We start from the raw sequence: 21,448 nt of genomic DNA, 5'->3' as shown, positions 1-21,448 counted from the left end.
ATTACCCACCGGCACAGGTGGGTGTCGACCCTTAGGAGCCTTGTATGATTTCCCCCGCTCGTGTCTTGCGTACCCATACATTCAGCTTGTTGTTTCTCAGCCTCCAGCCGCTCTACGGCGAGTTGGTTTTTGCGGCCGGCGAGCGCGCCTTTAGCATCAGTGCCGGCCCGTTGGACAAAGTGCTCTCGCGCTTTGGTGCCGAGGCCGGGATCAGCATGGCGGGCAGTTCGCTGCTCACCGCCGGCAAGACCAGTCAGGGCCTGCAGGGCGATTTCAATACCGAGGCGGGTTTGACTCAGCTGCTGTCGGGCACTGGCCTGGGCTATCAGCGCCAGGCGGACGGTGGCTATGTTTTGCGCCCACACCAACAGGCAATTTCCCTGCCGACGCAAAAGGTGATTGGCGAAAATCTCGATGAGGAGGAGGTCTACCGGGCGCCGCGCTCATCGGTGTATATCTCCGGCGAAGACATGCAGCGCTTTGGTGTGGTCTCGGTGGGCGATGTGCTCAAGGGCCAGCCTGGTGTGCAGGTCGGCGACAGCCGTAATGGCGGCGGCCTGGATGTGAATATCCGTGGCATCCAGGGCCAGAGCCGGGTGGCCGTCACGGTGGACGGTTCGCAGCAGGCATTGGATGTCTATCGCGGTTACGCCGGTACCCAGCAGCGCAGTTACATCGACCCGGACATGATCAGCGACATCACGATCGACAAGGGCCCCAGCCTGACCTCCAGCGCTATCGGCGGCACGGTGAAGATGCGCACGCTCACCGTCGACGACATCCTCAAGGACGGCCAGAGCATCGGCCTGCGCCTCAAAGGCGACCTGTGGAACAACGGCGTCGCCCCAGCCTCCCGTGACCCGCATTCCAAGACCGAGGCCCTGTACTCTGAGCCACATCAGAGCCGCGGTGGGCTGTTCGGCTCAGAGGCGCAGGCTGGCAGTGCCGCGTTTGCCTATACCCATGAGTTTTTCGACGTGGTGGCGGCCTATGCCAAGCGCGATCAAGGCAACTATTTTGCCGGCAAGAAGGGGCAGGATCGCTATCGTACTTACAACCGCTGGGGTGATGAAGAAACCAGCGTGGCCACCACCTACAACGCCGGCGAAGAAGTGCTGAATTCCTCGTCGAGCACCGAATCGTTCCTGCTCAAGACCACCTTGCGTCCGGCGGACGGGCATACCTTCGACCTGGGTTATCGCCGCTACGACGGGCGCATCGGGGAAATCATGCCTTCGGATATCTTCCGCTTCGGCACCGGCGGCATCTATCAGTACCCGCTGGGTCACACCAAGATCGACACCTACACGGCGCGTTACAACTACTTGCCTTCGGGTAACCCGTTGGTGGACCTGACTGCCGACCTGTGGCTGACCGATGCGCAAACCAGCCAGCTCACCTCGGTGGCGGCGCCAGCGTCCCAGGCGTATCGCTCGGACCGCGCCTGGAGCCGACAAGCTGACCAGCGCATTGGCGGCGGCTTGGCCAATACCTCGCGCTGGGCGACCGACTACGGCGACTTGAAGCTGGACCTGGGCGGCTCGTTCCAGCTCGAAGAACTGCGCCCGCAAAAAGGCGTGGTCACCAACCAGGACGATATCAACGCCAACCGTATGTTGCGCGAAGGGTCGCGGCAGGAGTTCAGCTTCAATGGCAAGTTGGAATACAAGCCAGTGGACAGCCTCACGTTATGGGGCGGCGGGCGTTACACCCACTATCGCAGCAAAGACCACATCGCCAATGCCACGGCACGGAGTGAGGAACGTGACCTGCGCTACCTGCGCGTCTACAACGGCGACAATTCCGGCAACATGATGTGGTTCCCTGACCAGAATGGCGATTACACCGACGCCACCGATCCACGCCTGAACAATGGCATTGTCTTCCAGAACACTAACTTTCCTTTCGAGGGCGTTCGGTACAACACCTTTGGCGCGGTTGATTCCACGGTCTATCCGTCCCAGGTCGGGGAAGTGGTTACCGGTTATGACTATTCCGCCAAGGCGAGCAACAGCGGCGGCGCCTTTGCCCCGGCGGTGGGCATCAATATCGAGGTGCTGCCGGACACCTTCGTGTATGCCTCTTACACCCAAGGCTTTCGTATGCCTTCGCTGTTTGAAACCAGCCAGGGTGTGTTGCAGACCATGCCCGGTAAAGGCCTGAAGCCCGAGCGCTCGAGCAATTGGGAGATCGGCGCCAGCACGCTGCACAAGGGGTTGTTGTTCGATGACGACTCGGCGGCGATCAAGCTGGCCTACTTCAACAACACCATCAAAAACTACATCACCCGCTACTACGACCCCAGCCCTGGCCTGTGGGGCTTGATGCGCTTCAGCAATACCGACAGCTACAAAACCAGCGGCCTGGAGTTCCAAACCCGCTACGATGCCGGGCGCGTCTTTGCCGACCTGTCGTCCACCTACTACCTGAAGACCGAAACCTGCGATTCAGCCTTCGCCGCCACACTGCGCGCCACCAGCAACCGTTATCAGCAAACCAGTAATACGCCGAACTGCACGCCGGGCAGCTTCATGGGTTCCTACACCAACACCCAGAACCCACCACGGTTCGCGGGCAATCTGACCACAGGCCTGCGCTTTTTCGACCAGAGCCTTACGCTCGGCACACGCATCACCTACACCTCAGGCCCCACCGCCACCGCCGATAAACCCTGGCAGACCGGCGCCACCACGCCGCAATTGAATTACCGCGAGGTGGCCTTGGTCGATCTGTTCCTTAACTACAAGTTGCAGGAAGATGCCAGCCTCAACGTGTCGCTGCAGAACCTGACCGATCGCTACTACTTGGATCCGCTGGCGCAGAGTTTCATGCCTGCGCCGGGGCGCACGCTGCGGGTGGGAGTGCAGGCTAAGTTCTAAAGGGGAAGGTGGTGATCCTCGCGCGGCGGTGCAACCGCCCGTCACGCGAGAATCGGCAAGGCGGGGTTACAGCGTCTGCACAATAATCTGGCTTTTCAGATCGTTGACCATACCTTCAATCGCCGGCTTCATCGCGACGAAATCTTGCGGGCTGCACACCACGTCAGGGTGGTTAAACGCGTAGCTGCGAGTAATCAGTACGCTATTGCCTTTCTTGACGTAAGTGGTCTGGTAGGTGAAACCGCCGATGTTCAGGGCTACGGCCTTGGGCACCGCCAGGATGTTCACTTCTTTGGGGAAATCGAAGCGTGCCTTTTCTTTGATCGTGCCGGAAGTACAGGTGAAGTTCTGAGTACGGTCCTGTTCCGACAGGAAGCTGAACACGTTCTGGCCGATACCGCCCGCCAGGCTGCTCAGCGCAGGCACGCCGGTAGGGCCGGGCAGGTTGACCAGGTTGTCGGTGCGCCCCTTGGCCGTGGACTTGAAGGTGACGGCGTTGCTTTCCAATGGGTCGGTTTCGATCTTGCCGCTGCCGGTTTGCCCATACATGTTGAGGATCTGTTGGGTCAGTTGATCGCGGTCAGCAGGCATCATGGACTTGAACAGGAAACGGGTGAGTTCCGTGCCCCAGCCTTCCACCGTGGTGCCGTTAGTGAAGTCCGCCGCGCCGCTCTGCTCGATCTTGAAATGCAGCGTGCTGTCTACCTTGCCCAACTGGCTTGTGGGCGTACGCGCCAGTTCGCCGCTCTGGGTCAACAACGCGGTTTTGCCCAATTCCGGAAGCGGCAAGTAGCCGGCGGCGATGGGGGTGGCGGTGGAGTCCAGATAAAGATCGAGGGCCGGGATGTAGGTGATCGCATGGTTAAGCAAACCCAAGGTCGGCACCTTTGGCAGTACGTAGGCGTCGCCCAGGTTGATCAGTGCGGGTGAGCTTTCAATGGCCACGGCCTTGAGCAGTGCTTCGAGCAAGGCCACATGGTCCTTGCAGTCGCCATAACGGTTATCCAGCACGGCCTGCGCCGAGTGCGGCACCACGCCGCCATTGCCGATGTAAACCGCGACGTAGCGAATGTTCTTGCGCACCCAGTCACTCAATACCAACGCTTTGCTGCGTGGTGTGTCCAGGTTGGCGGTGAGTTTCTTGGCCAGTTGGGTAATGGCCGGTGTTACCTCGACCTGCGCCCTGGCAGCGTACGCCTGGGCAAACTGTTTGTAGTCGGTGAACGTCGACACCGCCAGACGCTGACCGTAATCCGTGTAGGCAACAGAGCCGACTTCAACGCGATTTTTCTCGGTGGGCTCCAGGTCCCAACGGTAGATTTTGCGCCCGTTGGCGGTGGTCGGTTCGGTGGCTTTGAAGCCCCTCACGTCAGCGAACAAGGGCATGTCAGCCGGCATGTCGTAGGTCAAGTGGCTCTGCTGGTTCTCGTAGAAGTCCGGTGCATATAGGTCTTCGAATTGCCCAGGGAACATCGGTTTGGTGCGCTGGCGCTGGTAGTGCAACACCATGCGGTCACCCACGGCCACATCCGGAAAGATCACCACTTTGATCCGCGAGTCCTGGAACATCGGCGCTTCGGCGGAGGCTTGCTCCTGCTGCTCCTTGATCTGATCAGCAGCGACCGGCACTTTGCGCCCATCGGCTTTCAGCGTGTAGGCGTCCACGATGTCCACGGTTTCCAGCGTGCGGTTAAAACTTACCGAGCGCTCGGCGTTAGGCTTGATCGCGCGCTCTTCATTGATGCGCCGGACCAGCTCGACGTCGAGCACAAAACTGCCGTCGGCCTTCACTACGTAGGACTGGTTATTTTTTTCGACAGTCAGCGAGCGGTCGGTGTAATCGGCACTTGCCTGCGCGCTGAATAGCCCGCAGATGACCACCGCCAGTGCACCGTACAGGCGCGTCGGGGAGAGAGTAACGCTTTGCATAGAGATCCTTCTAAACGATGACGCGCACCGTCTGGAGGAGGGCGCGCGTTCCTTGGTAAACCGCTAAATGCGAAGCATTACTATATAGAGGTGGCAATGAGCCTGCAGCTTTTTGTTGCTTAAAACCGTGTGGGAAGGTTCTGTGTGTCCGCCTCTAACGCAGTTCTCGCCTCACGCCGCTCCCACTTCGCAATCCTTAGACGTGGAGATTTTCGACCGCCGCACGGTGCTGGCCCAGGGCGCGTTGCATGCGCTGATGACGCAACCGGAACAGCCGAGCGTGCGGTATGTGGCGCGGCACCGGGTGGGTCGCCAGTTTGGCTTGAACCAGGACATGGCGCAGGCGTGCTGTGACTTCTCGACGTTGTTGCTTTAAGCCGAACCTGAAGCGTGCAGGATCTTCTGTGAAGAGTAGGCTTGTGTGGCAAGCCCACTCGCCACAACCACCGTCAACGCCATAGCCACAAGCGGATGCCTATTCAGTGCGCAACAGCAGCGCTGAGGTGAGCGCGATGAAGTCGTCGTAGGGTTCCTGCGAGCGGTCGACCTTGCCGCGCAGCACTGTGCCTTGCAGTGCGTTGATCAGGAAGCGTGCCGTGGAATCCGGCGCCAACCCTGCGCGGAACTCACCACTCGCCACGCCTTCGCGCACCACGTGCGCAAACGGCACGGCCCATTCCAGCAACAGCTGGGCGATGGTGTCGCGCACCTCGTCATGGCGTAACGTCATTTCGGCCGCCAGGTTGCCGATCAGGCAGCCATAGTGAAACGTATCGGCACTCGCCGGCGTGGAAATCTTGACCAAGCCTTGCAGTTTCTCCAGGGCCGTGAACGCTGGGTTAGCAACGATGGCCTGTGCGTTCTGCGTCCAACCCTTGAAATAACCCTGCAGCGCTGCGCTGGCAAACGCTTCTTTAGAGCCGAAATGCCCGAAGAACGAGCCCTTCTGCATGCCCGCGTGTTCGACGATGGCATCCACCGAAGAACCTGCGTAACCGTGGCGATGCAGCACGTTGATGCCCGCTGCCAGCAGCTCTTCCTTACGTGAAGGGCGCCCCATGGTGTGTCTCCGGTTTTGCAAATATTTGAAACAAGCTTAAGTCTAATGCTTGACATCAGTCAAACCGACTGGTCAGTATATAAACTCATTCAAACCTCACGAGCATCAGCACATGACCAGCACAGTAGTGGTGTATTTTTCCGGTTACGGCCATACCCGTCGCGTCGCGCACACTGTGGCGGAAGGGGCGCAGGCGCAGTTGGTGGAAGTGAGTGAAAACGGCGAGGTGTCCGAAGCAGGCTGGGCGCTCCTGAATGCAGCCGATGGCATTATCTTTGGCACGCCAACCTACATGGGCTCCAGCGCTTGGCAGTTCAAGAGATTCTCTGATGCCACTGCGAAGTACTGGTTTAGCCGTGGCTGGCAGGACAAGGTGTTCGGTGGCTTTACCGTCAGCGCCAGCTTCAGCGGCGACAAACAAGTCACCTTGATCGGCCTGCAAACACTGGCCTCCCAACACGGTGGCATCTGGGTCAGCCTGGGCCTGCTACCGGCCAGCACCCTGGCGGCGACACGCAACGATATCAACAACCTGGGCGGGTCGGTGGGCCTGATCGTACAGGCGCCTTCGGATGCTGACGCGTCGGCAATCCCTGCCGGCGATATCAAGACGGCGTTGCTCTATGGGGAGCGCGTGGCCAAGATTGCAGCGCGGCTGAAAGCCACAAGCTGATAGCGCTGTAGTTGTACGCCAGGTATTGATAAACAGAGCGTGTTCTCTATTTATCGATACCCGGTGTAATCAATCATGAAGCGCCATTTCGAAGATGTGCAGCTGGGCAGCATTGAGCTGTTCTGCCTCGCCGCCGAGGCCAGCAGCTTCACCGCCGCCGCCCAGGTCGCCGGCGTGACCCCGGCCGCGGTGAGCCGCAGCATTTCGCGTCTGGAAGAGCGCCTGGGGTCGCGTTTGTTCGTGCGCACCACCCGCAGCATTCGCCTCACCGACAGCGGCCGTACCTACTTCGAGCAATGCCGCCAGGCCCTGACCCAACTGGTGGAGGCGCAGCAGGATGTCATGGGCGCGCAGCGAGTGCCGTCCGGCCAGTTGCGCATCAGCGTCCCGACCACGTATGCCCATCATCGGCTGTTGCCGCTGCTGCCCAAGTTCCGCGCGCTGTACCCGCACGTGAGCGTGGACATCCATATCAGCAACCGCAATATCGACTTCGTTGCCGAAGGCTATGACCTGGCCATTCGCGTGCGCGCTCAACCGGACTCCTCGCTGATCGCCCGGCTGCTGGAAAACGCCGAATTGGTGGTGGTCGCCGCACCGGCCTACCTGCAACGCGCCGGCACGCCACAGACGTTGCCTGAGTTGGCGTTGCACGAATGCATTCAGTTTGAATTGCCGAGCAATGGCCGGCGCATCCCCTGGTTGTTCCAGGAGCACGGCCAGGAGCAGGCGTTCGCGGGGGAGGCGGGGTACAGCATTTCGCAGGATGTGTTGGGCGGCGTGACCTTGGCCAAGCACGGGGCGGGGCTGTTTCAAACCTACAAGTTCATCGTCGAGCAAGAATTGGCTGACGGCACACTCGTGGAAGTGCTGAAACCCTTTGGTGGGCGCTCGCGACCGTTTACCTTGCTGTACCCCCATGGGCGCTATGTGCCGCATCGGGTGCGGGCGTTTGTGGATTTTTTACTGGCGTGTCGTGACGAATGGGCGGCGCCGTAGACGCGGCGATATCCCACGTCAGCAAAATTTGGCTGATCGCCGCGTCGATCACTGTGTAGGGCACATCATCGCGCGCCAGGATCGAAACACCCTGCAGGAAGCTGTCAAACACGGTCGCCATTGCCGGTGCATGAAGCGTGTCCGGCAGTTGACCGGCACGGATGCCTCGCTCAACACACGCCACAATCCCCGCCCGCGTTCGCGCGCGCGATTGCGTCAATGCCTGCGTCACCCGCGCGTTCTCCGGGCTGGGTGCGCTCATCACGCCCAGCGCCACCATGCAGCCCTTGGGATGCCCATCGTCACACTGCATGCGCGCCGATTGGCGCAGCGCGGTTTCGAGGGCCTTACGCGGCAGCAAGGTGTCGTCCCACAGGCATTCGGTGACCCGGGCGTAGGTCGCCAAATAGCGTTGCACACACTCATCGAACAGCGCCTCTTTGGAGCCGAAGGCTGCATAAAAACTCGGCGCGGAGATACCGCCACCCAGGCCGGCCTTGAGCTGGGCGAGTGAGGTGGCGTCGTAACCGTGCTGCCAGAACAGGTGCAGGGCCTGTTCCACGGCCTGGTCGCGGTCGAAATTACGCGGGCGGCCCATTTGTGCCATGTCCAGTCTCCTGTTCAGAACGAGATAAATACTAGTCGATACATAAGTCGTTGACAATATGTCAGTGTTGCTTCCAATATTTGTACCGATCAGTATTTAAGTCGCCTCAAGGAGTTACCTATGACCCCCTCACTCAGCTTATCCGCGTCGTCCGAGCGATTGCCCATCGGCGCCTTGCTCGCCCTGGCCATGACCGGTTTCATCTGCATCGTCACCGAAACCCTGCCCGCCGGCCTGTTGCCGTTGATCAGCGACGGCCTGGCGATTTCGCCGTCGATGGCCGGGCAGATGGTCACCGCCTACGCGCTGGGTTCAGTGCTGGCGGTAATTCCCATGACCATCGCCACCCGTGGCTGGCGTCGGCGCAATGTGCTGTTGCTGACCATCGTCGGTTTTCTGCTGTTCAATTCCATCACGGCGCTGTCGTCCCATTACGGTTTGACCCTGGTGGCGCGGTTCTTCGCCGGGGTCGCGGCGGGGCTGGCTTGGAGCCTGCTGGCCGGTTACGCCCGGCGCATGGTCGCGCCGCATCAACAGGGCAGGGCGCTGGCGTTGGCGATGGTCGGCACACCGATTGCGCTGTCACTGGGCGTGCCGCTCGGTACTTGGCTGGGTGGCCTGGTGGGCTGGCGCACCACGTTCGGCCTCATGTCGGCGCTGACGCTGGTGTTGATCGTGTGGGTGCTGGTGAAAGTCCCGGACTACGCGCCGCAGGCTGCGCATCAGCGTGTGTCGTTGGGCAAAGTGCTGACCACGCCTGGCGTGCGGCCGGTGCTGGCGGTGGTGATCAGCTGGATGCTGGCGCACAACATTCTGTACACCTACATCGCCCCGTTTTTGCTGCCGGCAGGCCTGACGACTCGCGTGGATCTGGTGCTGTTGGTGTTCGGCATCTTGGCGTTGGCCGGGATCTGGCTGACGGCCAGGTTGGTTGAGGCGATGTTGCGCAAAACCGTTCTGGTGAGCCTGGCGAGCTTTGCATTAGTGTCTGTGGTGTTCGGTGTGGCGGGCAGCGTGCCTTGGGTGGTTTACCTTGGCGTGGCCGTGTGGGGGCTGAGCTTCGGCGGCGCTGCCACGCTGCTGCAAACCGCCCTGGCGGATGCCGCTGGCGACGGTGCGGATGTGGCGCTGTCGCTGAACGTGGTGGCGTGGAACAGCGCGATTGCCGGCAGCGGCGTGGTCGGCGGCGTGTTGCTCGACACATGGGGCGTCGCGTCGTTTCCCTGGGCGATGGCACTGTTGATCGCCGTGGCGTTTGCGATTGCCTGGGGCGCTCATGCCCATGGATTCAAGCCGGGCGCACGTGGCACAGAAAAACCCTTCGTGGCCGGGCACTAATAGGCCTTGGTCAGGTCAATAACCCCTGCAATATCATCCACTTGGCTCCTTTTTTCGGAGCCTGACGCCTTACTCCCTTTCAAAGAAGTCATGCATGCACCTGCGCAAAATTGCACTCGGGCTATCAGCTCTCGTTCTGCTCTCCACCGGGGCAGATGCCCGGGGGTTGCTGGACTTTATCAAGCCCCCCGCACAGGAACACACCTCCCGCTCAAGCTCGATCAGCCAGCGCGCGGCGCTCGGCCTCTATTCCAGCCAACAACAGCAACCCTCGTTTGCCAGCTGCGCCGATCTGTTCCCTGGCGCCAGGCCGATCAACACCGCCACCGTGCCCACTTCGATGAAACCCATGGCGTTGTGTTCGGACAATTTTGCGGTGCTTTACTCGCAGACCAGCAAGACACCACTGGTGGTGGTCGAACGCTTGAATGCGGCCCAACTGAAAAACGCCAAGGGTGAAGAGCGCACCAACCAGTTCTACCCGGACCCGCGCATCCCTAAAGGCGCTCGCGCCGAGTTGAGCGACTACCGCAGCCAACACCCGGCCGTGGACCGTGGCCATCAGTCCCCGGCTGCCGACGCCCCGAGCGCGAATGCCATGGCGCAATCCTTCGCGCTGTCGAACATGGTGCCGCAAGACCCCACCAACAACCGCAAGATCTGGAGCAAGGTCGAGGCGGACGTGCGCAAGTTCGCCGTGCGTGCCGGCGGCAATGTGTTTGTGTTCACCGGCCCATTGTTTGATGCGGGTTACAGCACCGTCGGTAACAACAAGGTCTGGGTGCCCACGCGTCTGTTCAAGCTGGTCTACGACGCCTCGTCGAAACGCGCCTGGGCCTATGTGCTGCCCAACGCTGAAACCCGCATCCAGAAGCCGATGGACTACGACAGCTTTGTGAAGAGTACCGGGCTTAAGCTGCTGGGTGATTTGCCGGTTACCGGCTCGGTGGGGCGCACCTGATGTGAGCCCCGAAGGCTAGCGGCAGCGCCAGCCCTATTGGGTCTTTTTCAACGCCTTTAACCGCAATGTCGCACGCTGCACGGCGGCCATCTTTTCCGGACGCTTCATGCGTTTCCATTTGCGAATGTCGTCCTTGCACCGCCCGCAACTGACGCATAGATCGCCGCTGAGTTGGCAGGTGGAGATGCACGGGCTTTCGATATCTTTAGCCAAGGTCTCACCTGGGTTTGATCAAGGGCGCGCAGCTAGGCCGCACGAAATTCAACGGTGAGGTGGCTCACTTCATGGACCGGTTTGAGGCGCTCGCGAATGCTCTCGGCGTCTATGGTCGAGCGGCCAACGACGCTGACGATGGCGGCATGTGCGTCCGGGCCCACGCGCCACACGTGCAGATCGGTAATCGTCGCATCGCCAGGTTGTTCGACGAGTTCGCGGATCTCGGCGGCGACGTGTTCATCGGTTTGGTCCAGCAACACGCCGGCGGTGGTGCGCATCAAGCTCCAGGACCATCGCGCAATCACCACGGCGCCGACGATGCCCATCGCCGGGTCCAGCCACACCCAGCCCAGATAACGCCCAGCCAGTAACGCGGCGATGGCGAGCACGGAGGTCAGCGCATCGGCGAGCACATGCACGTAGGCTGAGCGCATGTTGTTGTCGTGGCCATGATGGTCGTGATCATGATCGTGCCCATGGCTGTGACCGTGGCCCAGCAACAGCGCGCTGACGATGTTCACCGCCAACCCCACCACCGCAATCAGCGTGGCGGTACCGAACTGTACTTCGGTAGGCTGCAGCAAGCGCATCACCGACTCGACACCGATACCCAGCGACACCAGCGCCAGGATAAGCGCCGAGGCGAACCCGCCCAGGTCGCCGACTTTGCCGGTGCCAAAGCTGTAGCGTGAGTTGCTCGCATTGCGTTTGGCGTAGGCGTAGGCCGCAGCGGCAATGCCCAACGCGCCCGCGTGGATGGCCATGTGAAAGCCGTCCGCCAGCAACGCCATGGAACCGGTCAAGGCCCCGGCGGCAATTTCCGCGACCATCATCACCACCGTCAACATCACGACCCACAGGGTGCGTTTGGCGTTTTCGTCGTGGGCCGAGCCGAGGAACACATGTTCGTGGGTGTGAGCGCTATGGGCGGCGTTCATTTGGAATACCGCCGAATGGCTTCCAGCAGCTCTTCGACGCCACGGGCGCGGGCTTCCTCGCTGAGGGCGGGGTCGGCCACATGGGCTCTGGCGTGGTCTTCGATGATTTCTTCCATCAAACCGTTGATGGCGCCGCGTGTGGCGGCCACCAGGTGCAGGGTTTTGGCGCAGTCGAGGTCCGACTCCAAGGCTTTTTCAACCGCCTGTAGCTGCCCGGCGATGCGTTTGACGCGCTTGATCAGGCTGTCTTTGTTTGCGGCAATATGGCCCACGATATACCCCCCCTACCTATGATTGGGCGCATCATTGCATACCCCACCCCCCTATACAAGGTGGCGTGTGCAGGCGCTATTTGGGCCGGTCCAGCTGACGCTTCAGGGTGTAGAGCGCCACGCCAACCGCCAGGATGCCCGACACCGCGCCAACCACCAGCGCCCAGCGCGGGCCGAGGTGGTCGGCCACCCAGCCGACGATGGGCGCACCAATCGGCGTGCCACCGAGGGCGACGGCGACGCGCAGAGCGATCACGCGTCCGCGCATGGCGGGCTCGGTGGTGAGTTGCATCAGGCTGTTGGTGGTGTTGCTGAAGGTCATGGCACCCACGCCGATGATCACCAGCGCAATCGCGAACATCCAGTAGTTCGGTGCCGACGCTACGAGTATGCAACCAAAGCCAAACACCGCCGCGCCGGTCAGCAGTGACTTGAACTGCGGTCGCTCACTGCCGGCGGCAATCAGCGCGCCGGCGATGGTGCCGATGGCCAGGGTCGAGGTCAGCAGGCCGTAACCACGCGCATCGGCATGGAATTCGGTGACGGCCATGGTCGAGATGAAAATCGGGAAGTTCATGCCGAAGGTGCCGATTAGAAACAGCATCAGCAAGATCGCCTTCAGGTCCGGCCGCGCCCACACATAACGCATGCCCTCGGTGAGGCTGCCTTTGGTCCGCAGCGCGCGCACCTTGATGTGTTGGCTGGACACGCGCAGGAAAAACAGCGACGCCAGCACCGCAAAAAAGCTCGACCCATTAAGCAGGAACGCCCAGCCGGTGCCGACTGAGGCGATGGTCACGCCCGCCACGGCCGGGCCGATCATGCGCGCCATGTTGAACGAGGTGGAGTTGAGCGCGATGGCGTTGGACAAATCTTTCTCGCCCACCAGTTCGGCCACGAAAATCTGCCGCACCGGCGCATCGAATGCCGAGGCGCAGCCGGATAAAAACGCAAACACGTACACGTGCCAGAGCTGCACGAAGCCTGTGATGGTGAATACCCCCAGCGTCAGCGCCAGCAAGCCCATGACCGCCTGGGTGGCGATCAGCAGCTTGCGCTGGTCGTAGTGGTCGGCGGCAAACCCGGTCCACGGCAGCAACAACAACTGCGGCCCGAACTGCAGTGCCATGACGATCCCCACGGCGGCGGCGTTGTGCGGAGTGAGTTGGGTGAGCACTAGCCAATCCTGGGCGGTGCGTTGCATCCAGGTGCCGACGTTGGACACCAGCGCACCGGCGGCCCAGATGCGGTAGTTGGGGCTGCGCAGGGAACGGAACGTGCCGAGGACACTCATGAGGGCGTTAGTTCCTCCGGTTGTCGGGCCACTCGATGATGGCCGGTTCGCTAAAAGATCACTTGATTTCAAACAGCCGCAAAATCGCGGCCTTCGCTTTCTCTCCATCGCTGCCATGGAGTGCGCAAATGGACGCCTGATCGTTGAGTTTGTGCAGTTGGAAATGGTTGTAGAACGCTTGGCCAAGCCGCTGTTGCTCGAACGCTCCCTGGTTCCAACGGTTTAGAAAGTCGTCGTAAGCGGTACGCTCGATTTCCAGTTTCGGTGTATTGCCCATGTGAACTCGTTCTATTCATTCAGAAAACACGCAAGACTCCCACACTCGACCTGTTGGCCTTGGCGTCCGGATTCCATGCCATCATACCTACCCCATTCAAACACACCGAGACTCCCCATGAGCACCTCCCTTTCCCTGCCCCCCGCGCGTAAGCCCATCGCGCCACTGCTGGCGTTTATCATCCTGGTGGTGGGCGCCGTGTTCCTGCAGAACAGCGTCGGCTCGCGCCAGGTGCTGTTGCTGGTGGTCGGCGCGGCGCTGGGCTTGACCCTGTACCACGCCGCCTTCGGCTTCACGTCGGCCTGGCGTGTATTCATCAATGATCGGCGCGGCGCTGGTTTGCGCGCACAGATGGTGATGCTGGCGGTGGCGGTCGTGCTGTTTTTCCCAGCGCTAGGGGCGGGTACATTGTTTGGCCAGCCGGTGGTCGGGCTGGTGGCGCCGGCCGGGGTATCGGTGGTGTTTGGTGCGTTTATTTTCGGCATCGGCATGCAGTTGGGCGGCGGTTGCGCCTCGGGCACTTTGTTCACCGTGGGTGGCGGCAATGCGCGCATGTTGGTGACGTTATTCTTCTTTATCTGCGGCTCGTTGATTGCGACCCACCATGTCGATTGGTGGTTCGCATTGCCGTCGTTCCCAGCGGTTTCCATCGTCAAAAGCTTCGGCGTAGTGCCGGCATTGCTCTTGAGCTTGGCCGTGTTCGCGATCATCGCAGCGGTCAGCGTTCGCATCGAGAAGGGTCGTCATGGCCAGCTTGAAGCGCGCGTCACCAGCGAACACACAGGCTGGCGCCGTTTCTTGCGCGGGCCCTGGCCGTTGGTGTGGGGCGCGATTGGCCTGGCGCTGCTCAACTACGCGACCCTGGCACTGGCCGGGCGGCCGTGGGGCATCACCTCGGCGTTCGCGCTGTGGGGCGCCAAAGTCGCCAGCGGTCTGGGTGTGGATGTGGCCAACTGGGCGTTCTGGCAAATGCCGGGCAATGCCAAGGCCCTGGCCGCGCCGGTGTGGGAAGACATCACCAGCGTCATGGACATCGGCATCGTCCTCGGTGCGCTGTTGGCGGCAGGCCTGGCCGGGCGTTTTGCGCCGAGCCTGAACATTCCGGCGCGTTCGCTGGTGGCGGCGGTGATCGGTGGCTTGTTGCTGGGCTACGGCTCGCGCTTGGCGTACGGTTGCAATATCGGCGCGTACTTCAGTGGCATCGCCTCGGGCAGCCTGCATGGCTGGGTGTGGTTGGTGGCGGCGTTTATCGGTAACAGCGTGGGCGTGCGGCTGCGTCCGTTGTTCTTTGCGGGCGAGCGCCCGCAGGTGGCGTTGAACGGCTGCTGAGTGAACCAGTGAGGTAACCGGCATGATCAGAGAGTTGAGAACCTTCGTGAGCGCGGCGCGGCGCGGCACCTTTGCCGCCGCCGGCCAGCAGGTGGGGCTGACGCAATCGGCCGTGAGCGCACAAATCAAACACCTTGAAGACGCGCTCGGGGTAAAGCTGTTCGACCGCACCGGCCGCTCCGCCACCCTCAACTCAGCGGGGCAGCGCGCGGTGCCGCTGGCGGAGGAAATCCTCGACATCTTCTCGCGCATGGGTACCCCCGACAGCGCCAACGACTTCCACGGTTCGTTGCGCATCGGCGCCATCGGCAGTGTGCAAACCGGCCTTCTGCCCCAGGCGCTGGTGGCGCTTAAGCGCCGCGCGCCGTTCATCGAGGTCAACCTGGTGCCGGGGGTTTCGCTGAACCTGCTCAGCCAGGTCGATGCCGGCGAGCTGGACCTGGCGATCATGATCCACCCGCCGTTCAACCTGCCCAAGGACCTGAATATCGAGGTCATCGCCCGCGAGCCTTTTGTGCTGATCACCGCCAAAGACGTACCGGGCGATGACCCGTTGCAGATCCTGCGTGAGCAGCCCTTTGTACGTTACGACCGCGGTTCATTCGGCGGGCGCCAGGTCACGCAGTTTCTCAAGGAACACAAGATCCAGACGCAACAGGCACTGGAACTCGACGAGCTGGACGCCATCGTCAAGATGGTCCAAAGCGGCCTCGGCGTGTCCCTGGTACCGATGGCCGGCTTGTGGTTGGAACACGGCAGCGACGTGCGGGTTTTGCGATTGGACACGCTCACGTTCTATCGTGAAATCGTGCTGCTGACCAAGTACACCCAGCGCCAACTGCCGCTCTTCGCGTTATTCCGGGCGTGCGTCATAGAAGTGCTGGGGGCGCCGAAGTAGGGCGCGAGCATCAAAAAAATTGAGGCTCAGGGCGAAAGATATGCGCTTTATCGCAGGGGCTTTCTGGTGAAGAATCGCGTTCTGAATAACAGAACCTGCAGGTAGCCACCGTGAGCCTTTCGCCCTTTCATTTAGCTATTCCCGTCTACGACCTCGCTGCCGCTCGCCACTTCTATGGCGAGGTGTTTGGGCTCTCCGAGGGCCGCTCCAGCGCGCAATGGGTCGATTTCGACTTTTACGGCCACCAGTTCGTCATCCATCAACACCCCAAGACTGACACTCAGGAATCGGTGCACTCAAACCCCGTCGATGGTCACGATGTACCGGTCCCGCATTTCGGCATCATCCTGCAATGGGAGCAGTGGGAAGCCTTGGCCGATCGGCTCAGGGCACGTGAAACCCAGTTTGTGATCGAACCCTACATCCGCTTCCAAGGCCAGGTCGGCGAGCAAGCCACGATGTTTCTGTTTGACCCGTGCGGCAACGCGCTGGAGTTCAAAGCGTTCAAGGACATGAGCCAGCTGTTCGCCAAGTGATTGCACCCTGTGCCTGGCCACGCTGAAACGCATGTCCGAATCCGTCCTGAAGTGGTCCGGAATGAGCCTGTTGCTCACCTGTCTGAGTGCCTAGTATGGCTTGCATCATTCACTGATCAGCCAGCCAGAAGGCCCCCTCATGAACCGCAAAGCCCTTATCGTTATCGATGCCCAACATTCGTTCCGCCATTCAACCTACTGGTCCGAAAATGACCTGCCGGCTTACCTGGAAAAACAACAGGCGCTCATCGATGGGTGTGTTCAACACGGCATCCCGGTGATACAAGTCTTGCATGTCGAGGACCAAGGGCATTTTTCCCTGGCCTCCGGCAACGTGCGGGCGTTGAGCGAATTGTCGATCAACCCCGACTTGATCATTCACAAGCGCTACCACAGCGCTTTTGCCGGCACGCCCCTGGCTGCGCGGCTCACGGAGATGGGCGTGACGACGGTGATCATCAGTGGCATTCGCACCGAACAGTGCTGTGAAACCACCACACGGCAGGCCTCGGACAGCGGCCTCAATGTGGATTTTGTCAGCGAGGCGACCATGACCTTCCCGATGACCCACGCACGCAGTGGCCGGGTCTACACCGCAGCCGAGATCCGCGAGCGTACGGAGTTGGTGCTGGAAGGGCGTTTCGCGCGCATTGCCAGCGTGGCCCAGGCACTGGAAGGTTGAACCTATGAGCGTGCCGGTGCTGTTCGTGCTGTTGCCCAACGTGCTGATGCTCGACCTGGCCGGCCCCGCCGAAGTGCTGCGCCTGGCGGCTCAAGCCGAAGCCCCGGCGGCCATCGACTTCGACTTGCAGTACGTCAGCCCGGTGGAGTCGCTGCAAACCTCTATCGGCTTGCCCCTGAGCGGGTTGGCGCCATTGCCGCCAAGCCTGGCGCCCGGCACGTTGGTGGTGTTGGTGGGCTCCACCTCGAAGGTCACCCGGGCACGTCAGCAGGTGTTCGAGTCGGCCAGCAATAAACTGACCCAGTGGCTGCAAACCGTGTTCGCGCCCTCCGGCGAACGGCTGGTGTGCGTGTGTGCCGGTGCCTTGAGCGCCGCCCGTGCAGGGTTGCTCGACGGGCGCCAGTGCACCACTCACCACGCGCTGTGCCCTATTTTGCAAACCATGGCGCCAAAGGCCCGGGTATTGGAAAACCGCCTGTACGTCACCGATGGCAATATCAGTTGCAGCGCTGGCGTTACAGCGGGCATCGACTTGATGCTGCATTTGGTCGCCGAACTGGCCGGGCCACGGCTGGCCTGCGCGGTGGCGCGGGACATGGTGGTGTACATGCGCCGCAGCGGCGCCGACCCGCAGTTGTCGCCATGGCTGGCCGGGCGCAACCACCTGCATCCCGCCGTGCATCGGGTGCAGGACGCCATCGCCGCATCCCCGTGTGAGCCGTGGACCGTCACACGTATGGCCGGCCTGGCCTACACCAGCAGCCGCCACCTGGCGCGGTTATTTCACGAGCACGTCGGCATCAGCCCGCTGGATTACCTGCACCAACTGCGGTTGACCGTGGCGCGTGAATTACTGGTTGAATCGACCCTGGACATTGAAACCGTTGCCGAGCGCGCCGGCTTTGGTTCGGCGCGGCATCTGCGGCGTATCTGGGGCAAATATGAAGCGGGGACGCCTTCAGCTGGACGTGTCAGCAGCGCTGGTTGAGGCTTGATCGGCCTCAGCTTCGAGTTTGGCGCGGTCGGCTTTGCTGATGTAGATGTCTTTGTTTTTCGGCGCCAATTTGGCACTGGCTTTTTTCGCTTTGGCCTTGAAGAGCTGCTTGAGTTTTTTCTGGCGGTTCATTTCTTTTTGCCTGATCGGTGAAGGTTTGGATGATACCAGTTTAAAAACCTGGGTCGCTTTTTAGCGCCGATCTGTGCATTGAATCGCCGTGCGTTCTGCCAATAATCGGGCCGGGTATTCAGCGCAAACGGAAGACCCTCGATGAGCATCCACACCCGCACTAAACGCATCACTGTCCCGCAATTGGTCGCGATGAAGGGCCAACAGAAAATCGTCGCCCTGACCGCGTATTCCAGCGCCATCGCCAAGCTGATCGACCCGTTGGTCGACTTCATTCTGGTCGGTGACTCCACGGCCATGGTCGGCTATGGCCGCCCCTCGACCTTGAGTATGCAGCTCGAAGAAATCATCGGCCACACCCGCGCGGTGGTCGACAGCACGCGCCTGGCCTGTGTCATCGCCGACATGCCGTTCGGCAGTTATCAGGAATCCCATGAGCAAGCGTTTCGCAACTGCGCCCAGGTGTTGGCGCGTACCGGTTGCGATGCCGTCAAGCTGGAGGCCAACCAGGCGTTGGCGGGCACCGTTGAGTTTCTGGTAGCGCGCGGCATTCCAGTGATGGCTCATGTGGGGTTGATGCCGCAGTTCGTCAATGTGATGGGCGGGTTCAAGGCCCAGGGCCTCACGGCTGAAACGGGGGCGGTGATTGCCGCTGATGCCCGCGCCAATCTGCAAGCGGGCGCTTTCAGTCTGTTGCTGGAAGGGGTGGCCGAAGGCGTGGCCCGGCAGATCACCTTGGACTCGAACATGCCCACTATCGGCATCGGTGCTTCGCCGGCGTGCGACGGCCAGGTGCTGGTCACCGAAGACGTGTTGGGCCTGGGCGGTGAGCACCTGCCGCGCTTCGTTAAACAGTACGCCGATGTTGGCGCGGTGATTCGCGATGCCTGCGAGCGCTTTGCCGACGACGTGCGCCACGGCCGTTTCCCCGAAGCGCGGCATTGCTACGGGCTTTGACGCACCGCCTGGGCCAGTTGCTGCACGGCCTGGGCGATATCTTTGCTCCAATCGAGGGTGAAGCTCAGGCGCAGGTGCTGCGGCCACGCGCCTTGTTGGCTGAATAGCTCGCCGGGGGCGATGACGATGCGCTGGGCGAGCAAGCGCTCGAACACCTGGCGCAGGTTGGCTGAGTGCGGAGCCTTAAGCCAGAAACTCGCGCCGCCTCGGGGCACGAGCGCCGGCCATTGAGCCTCGTCCAGCAGGGCTTTCATGCCTGTCATCCGCTCCAGCAACAAAGCCCGCAGCGCCTTCAAATGGGGGTCGATACGCTTGGAGGTGAACAGTTTGGCGATCGCCTTCTGGCGGATCGGTGAGAGGCGAAAGCCCCGCTCCAGGAACACGCGCTGCAACTGCGGCCCCTGCCCGCGACACAGCACATACCCATACGGCGCTTCCGAACCGATGACTTTATCGAAGGTCGAGAACACCAGCAGTTTTTGCGGGTCGGCAAAGTCGCGATAGCGCGCCGGCTGCGGCTCAAAATACAACTCGCCATAGGTGTCGTTTTCAAATAGCCAGATATCTCGCTGCGCCAGCCAGCGGCAAATCTGCTGCTTGTCCTGCGCCGGCACCACGCCGCCCTGCGGAATATTCACCGTCGAGGACAGCACCGCGAATCGAATCGCCTCCTGCGTCAGCAAGCCTTCCAGCGCAGCCAGGTCGAAACGCCCGTGCGTATCAAGGCGCAACTCGATCACGCGGACCTTCGCCGCCTGCAACTGACGCAAAATCGCCCACGAACACGGCGACTCCACCAAGGCCACCGTACCGGCCAGGTCCAGGGCGTTGAGCGCGGCATCCAGCACACTGTGCAGGTCCGAGCCGATAAACACATGGTCGGCTTGCCAGTAATTGTCGGCCGATTGGGTGTAGCGCTCGGCCAGTGCGGCGCGCAACTCGGGCTCGCCGAACGGCAGGTACAGCGGCGTGAGGGCGCGCGGGTGTTGGCGCGTCAGCTCACGTTCGAGCATCAGCAGCGGGTTTTCCAGCGACAGCAGCATCGCCGGTGCATCGCTGCTCAACGCCAGCATTCCTGGCTGGCGGGCATGGGCGAACACTTGGTCGAGCAGGCTGGGCGAGCCTTGCGTCAACAACGGCGCGGGCAGCGACCGGGTGAAGTAGCCGAACTTGGGTTTGGCGTAGATCCGCCCTTCATCTTCGAGCAGCGCGTAGGCGTACTTGGTGGTCGACACCGACACGCCCAGGCGCGCGGCCAGCTGGCGCAGGGACGGCAGTTTGCGCTCGCCCTGCGTAGGGCCGGCGTCGATCAACTCGACCAGGTAGCGGTACACCGCCTGATAGGCGAAATCGCTGTGTTTCGTTTTATCCATGACCACTCGCGCCACTCGACCTGATTACACGGGGAACACCTAGGGGTTGGGGCCGGCCGAGTATTACTCAAGGCGCGGTAATACCCAAACCCAACGAGGCAACCCCATTCCCTACTGAGCCGCCGGCACCTCGTCCAACCGGTGAAACACCGCCAGCCCTTGTTGGCGAACCAGTTCCAACATCAGGCCCGCGCCCTCGGAAGGGCCACCGGTGCGCTTGAGCAGGGTTTTTACGTATGCATAAAATCAGGCGAGGTAGGGCTTGCGGACTAGCTGCGCTTTAGTTTCCTGAAGGCCAGTGGTTCCCAGACGCGCAGTGCCAGCAAGAGCGCCGTTCCGCGTTTCTCTGACAACGGGGCGGCCAGCGATTCGTTGTGAAGCGCTGCCAGCTTGCTGCGCAGTCTGTGCATTTCGACTTGCAACTGAGCGTAAGCAGGCTGCGTCAACATGCCATGCGCAAAATCCAGGGTCTCGTCGGGCGCCTCGAACTGGCTGCCCATAAAATCGGGTAGACCCTGGCGCAGAAAAAATTGGCGGATAGGGCCGTTCGGCAACCAATCAAAGTCTCGTGCTACGCGCAGCCTGATCCGGTTACCCGGTTTCAGGTCCGCCAGGCCCATCCGCTCTAACACCAGCAGGTGCTTGATGCACTCGGCTTTCGACAGGCAATAGGCCGACAGCATGTCTTCCAGCGACCAGTGATTCAGCGCACACACGGCCACCAGCAACAACGTTTGGTCTGATACCAGTTGCGCTTCCTGATCCCGCTCCAGCATCTGCAGGCGCGGTGCCGATAACTCCGCCTCCTGAAGTAATTCCGCCATCGTCAAACCCAGCAAATCACTGAACTGGGCGAGGCGCTCCACCGTCAGACGCCCACTGGCCAGCAGGCGTTTTACGCTGGGCTCTGATAGGTCAAGCGCCAGCGCAACGTCGCGATAGGTCATTCCCGCTGACTTGAGGCGCTGCTTGATTGTGGTGATGAGCCGGCTAATTTGAGTCATAAGTATTGGAATTCGATACTGGGGGTAGCAGTGTAAGAAAATATTTAGGGTAAAGGTGTGAAATATGCATCCTCCTCGCATACTGGCCCATCACAAAAAG

23 protein-coding genes are annotated in these 21,448 nt (G+C 61.3%); 12 read left to right on the top strand and 11 right to left on the bottom strand.

Going from position 1 to position 21,448, the window contains the following annotated elements:
- Positions 1-44: 44 nt before the first annotated feature.
- Positions 45-2,879 carry a TonB-dependent receptor gene (locus KZH41_RS21355; RefSeq protein WP_263273658.1) on the top strand — a complete coding sequence of 945 codons (2,835 nt, stop codon included), beginning with the start codon at positions 45-47 and terminating at the stop codon, positions 2,877-2,879.
- Positions 2,880-2,945: 66 nt separating this feature from the next.
- On the opposite strand, the gene KZH41_RS21350 is transcribed toward KZH41_RS21355, so the two are convergent.
- Complete coding sequence (locus tag KZH41_RS21350) at positions 2,946-4,808, bottom strand: DUF3857 domain-containing transglutaminase family protein (protein ID WP_094949865.1); 1,863 nt, start codon at positions 4,806-4,808, stop codon at positions 2,946-2,948.
- Positions 4,809-5,010: 202 nt separating this feature from the next.
- Here KZH41_RS21350 and KZH41_RS21345 point away from each other — a divergent pair, with 202 nt between their 5' ends.
- On the top strand, positions 5,011-5,184 hold the full coding sequence (locus KZH41_RS21345; protein ID WP_176462908.1) for a hypothetical protein: 174 nt from the start codon (positions 5,011-5,013) through the stop codon (positions 5,182-5,184).
- 99 nt (positions 5,185-5,283) lie between these two features.
- Here KZH41_RS21345 and KZH41_RS21340 read toward each other — a convergent pair whose 3' ends face one another.
- Positions 5,284-5,868, bottom strand: coding sequence for a TetR/AcrR family transcriptional regulator (locus tag KZH41_RS21340; protein WP_083357619.1), 585 nt, complete (start codon positions 5,866-5,868; stop codon positions 5,284-5,286).
- Positions 5,869-5,980: 112 nt separating this feature from the next.
- Here KZH41_RS21340 and KZH41_RS21335 point away from each other — a divergent pair, with 112 nt between their 5' ends.
- The gene (locus KZH41_RS21335) at positions 5,981-6,541 is read left to right on the top strand and encodes a flavodoxin family protein (protein ID WP_083357620.1); all 561 of its coding nucleotides are present in this window, start codon (positions 5,981-5,983) and stop codon (positions 6,539-6,541) included.
- 75 nt (positions 6,542-6,616) lie between these two features.
- The gene (locus tag KZH41_RS21330) at positions 6,617-7,540 is read left to right on the top strand and encodes a LysR family transcriptional regulator (RefSeq protein ID WP_263273657.1); all 924 of its coding nucleotides are present in this window, start codon (positions 6,617-6,619) and stop codon (positions 7,538-7,540) included.
- Here KZH41_RS21330 and KZH41_RS21325 read toward each other — a convergent pair.
- On the bottom strand, positions 7,443-8,147 hold the full coding sequence (locus KZH41_RS21325; protein ID WP_242151463.1) for a TetR/AcrR family transcriptional regulator: 705 nt from the start codon (positions 8,145-8,147) through the stop codon (positions 7,443-7,445). The genes KZH41_RS21330 and KZH41_RS21325 overlap by 98 nt on opposite strands.
- Before the next feature lie 120 nt (positions 8,148-8,267).
- Here KZH41_RS21325 and KZH41_RS21320 point away from each other — a divergent pair, with 120 nt between their 5' ends.
- Together KZH41_RS21320 and KZH41_RS21315 are read left to right on the top strand one after the other, a co-directional pair.
- Entirely contained in the window at positions 8,268-9,485 is a 1,218-nt protein-coding gene (locus tag KZH41_RS21320; protein WP_263273656.1) for an MFS transporter, read from the top strand.
- Between the two features lie 94 nt (positions 9,486-9,579).
- On the top strand, positions 9,580-10,446 hold the full coding sequence (locus KZH41_RS21315) for a DNA/RNA non-specific endonuclease (protein WP_263273655.1): 867 nt from the start codon (positions 9,580-9,582) through the stop codon (positions 10,444-10,446).
- Positions 10,447-10,479: 33 nt separating this feature from the next.
- Here the strand turns inward: KZH41_RS21315 and KZH41_RS21310 are convergent, their stop codons facing one another.
- The 5 genes from KZH41_RS21310 to KZH41_RS21290 form a co-directional block, all read right to left on the bottom strand.
- On the bottom strand, positions 10,480-10,659 hold the full coding sequence (locus tag KZH41_RS21310) for a DUF1289 domain-containing protein (RefSeq protein ID WP_263273654.1): 180 nt from the start codon (positions 10,657-10,659) through the stop codon (positions 10,480-10,482).
- A gap of 32 nt (positions 10,660-10,691) precedes the next feature.
- Positions 10,692-11,600 carry a CDF family Co(II)/Ni(II) efflux transporter DmeF gene (gene dmeF, locus KZH41_RS21305; protein ID WP_263273653.1) on the bottom strand — a complete coding sequence of 303 codons (909 nt, stop codon included), beginning with the start codon at positions 11,598-11,600 and terminating at the stop codon, positions 10,692-10,694.
- On the bottom strand, positions 11,597-11,872 hold the full coding sequence (locus KZH41_RS21300; protein ID WP_083357626.1) for a metal/formaldehyde-sensitive transcriptional repressor: 276 nt from the start codon (positions 11,870-11,872) through the stop codon (positions 11,597-11,599). Before KZH41_RS21300 ends, dmeF begins: the two co-directional genes overlap by 4 nt.
- 76 nt (positions 11,873-11,948) lie before the next feature.
- Positions 11,949-13,166: an MFS transporter gene (locus KZH41_RS21295; RefSeq protein ID WP_263273652.1), complete on the bottom strand. Its 1,218-nt coding sequence runs from the start codon at positions 13,164-13,166 to the stop codon at positions 11,949-11,951.
- Between the two features lie 58 nt (positions 13,167-13,224).
- A complete protein-coding gene (locus KZH41_RS21290; RefSeq protein WP_094949857.1) occupies positions 13,225-13,443 on the bottom strand; it encodes a hypothetical protein in 219 nt (72 codons plus the stop codon).
- A gap of 117 nt (positions 13,444-13,560) precedes the next feature.
- Between KZH41_RS21290 and KZH41_RS21285 the strand changes: the two genes are divergently transcribed.
- The 5 genes from KZH41_RS21285 to KZH41_RS21265 all read left to right on the top strand — a co-directional run bounded on the left by KZH41_RS21285 (position 13,561) and on the right by KZH41_RS21265 (position 17,876).
- Entirely contained in the window at positions 13,561-14,772 is a 1,212-nt protein-coding gene (locus KZH41_RS21285; protein ID WP_094949856.1) for a YeeE/YedE family protein, read from the top strand.
- A 22-nt stretch (positions 14,773-14,794) separates the two neighbouring features.
- Positions 14,795-15,670 (top strand): LysR family transcriptional regulator, encoded by an 876-nt coding sequence (locus tag KZH41_RS21280; RefSeq protein WP_094949855.1) that lies wholly within the window; start codon positions 14,795-14,797, stop codon positions 15,668-15,670.
- A 110-nt stretch (positions 15,671-15,780) separates the two neighbouring features.
- Positions 15,781-16,206 (top strand): VOC family protein, encoded by a 426-nt coding sequence (locus tag KZH41_RS21275; protein WP_094949854.1) that lies wholly within the window; start codon positions 15,781-15,783, stop codon positions 16,204-16,206.
- A gap of 139 nt (positions 16,207-16,345) precedes the next feature.
- Positions 16,346-16,888, top strand: a complete 543-nt coding sequence (locus tag KZH41_RS21270; protein WP_094949853.1) for a cysteine hydrolase family protein — start codon at positions 16,346-16,348, stop codon at positions 16,886-16,888.
- A 4-nt stretch (positions 16,889-16,892) separates the two neighbouring features.
- Positions 16,893-17,876: a GlxA family transcriptional regulator gene (locus KZH41_RS21265; RefSeq protein WP_094949852.1), complete on the top strand. Its 984-nt coding sequence runs from the start codon at positions 16,893-16,895 to the stop codon at positions 17,874-17,876.
- Here KZH41_RS21265 and KZH41_RS21260 read toward each other — a convergent pair.
- On the bottom strand, positions 17,847-18,014 hold the full coding sequence (locus KZH41_RS21260) for a DUF2986 domain-containing protein (protein WP_263273651.1): 168 nt from the start codon (positions 18,012-18,014) through the stop codon (positions 17,847-17,849). The genes KZH41_RS21265 and KZH41_RS21260 overlap by 30 nt on opposite strands.
- A gap of 141 nt (positions 18,015-18,155) precedes the next feature.
- Here KZH41_RS21260 and panB point away from each other — a divergent pair, with 141 nt between their 5' ends.
- Positions 18,156-18,971 (top strand): 3-methyl-2-oxobutanoate hydroxymethyltransferase, encoded by an 816-nt coding sequence (gene panB / locus KZH41_RS21255; RefSeq protein ID WP_094949850.1) that lies wholly within the window; start codon positions 18,156-18,158, stop codon positions 18,969-18,971.
- Here the strand turns inward: panB and KZH41_RS21250 are convergent.
- Positions 18,959-20,344: a PLP-dependent aminotransferase family protein gene (locus KZH41_RS21250; RefSeq protein ID WP_094949849.1), complete on the bottom strand. Its 1,386-nt coding sequence runs from the start codon at positions 20,342-20,344 to the stop codon at positions 18,959-18,961. The genes panB and KZH41_RS21250 overlap by 13 nt on opposite strands.
- Positions 20,345-20,613: 269 nt before the next feature.
- The gene (locus tag KZH41_RS21245; RefSeq protein ID WP_242151456.1) at positions 20,614-21,348 is read right to left on the bottom strand and encodes a helix-turn-helix domain-containing protein; all 735 of its coding nucleotides are present in this window, start codon (positions 21,346-21,348) and stop codon (positions 20,614-20,616) included.
- Between the last annotated feature and the right edge of the window lie 100 nt (positions 21,349-21,448).

It is taken from the genome of Pseudomonas sp. YeP6b, from assembly GCF_025642995.1.
Lineage (GTDB): Bacteria > Pseudomonadota > Gammaproteobacteria > Pseudomonadales > Pseudomonadaceae > Aquipseudomonas.
This window is presented reverse-complemented; position numbering and strand designations above follow the sequence as displayed.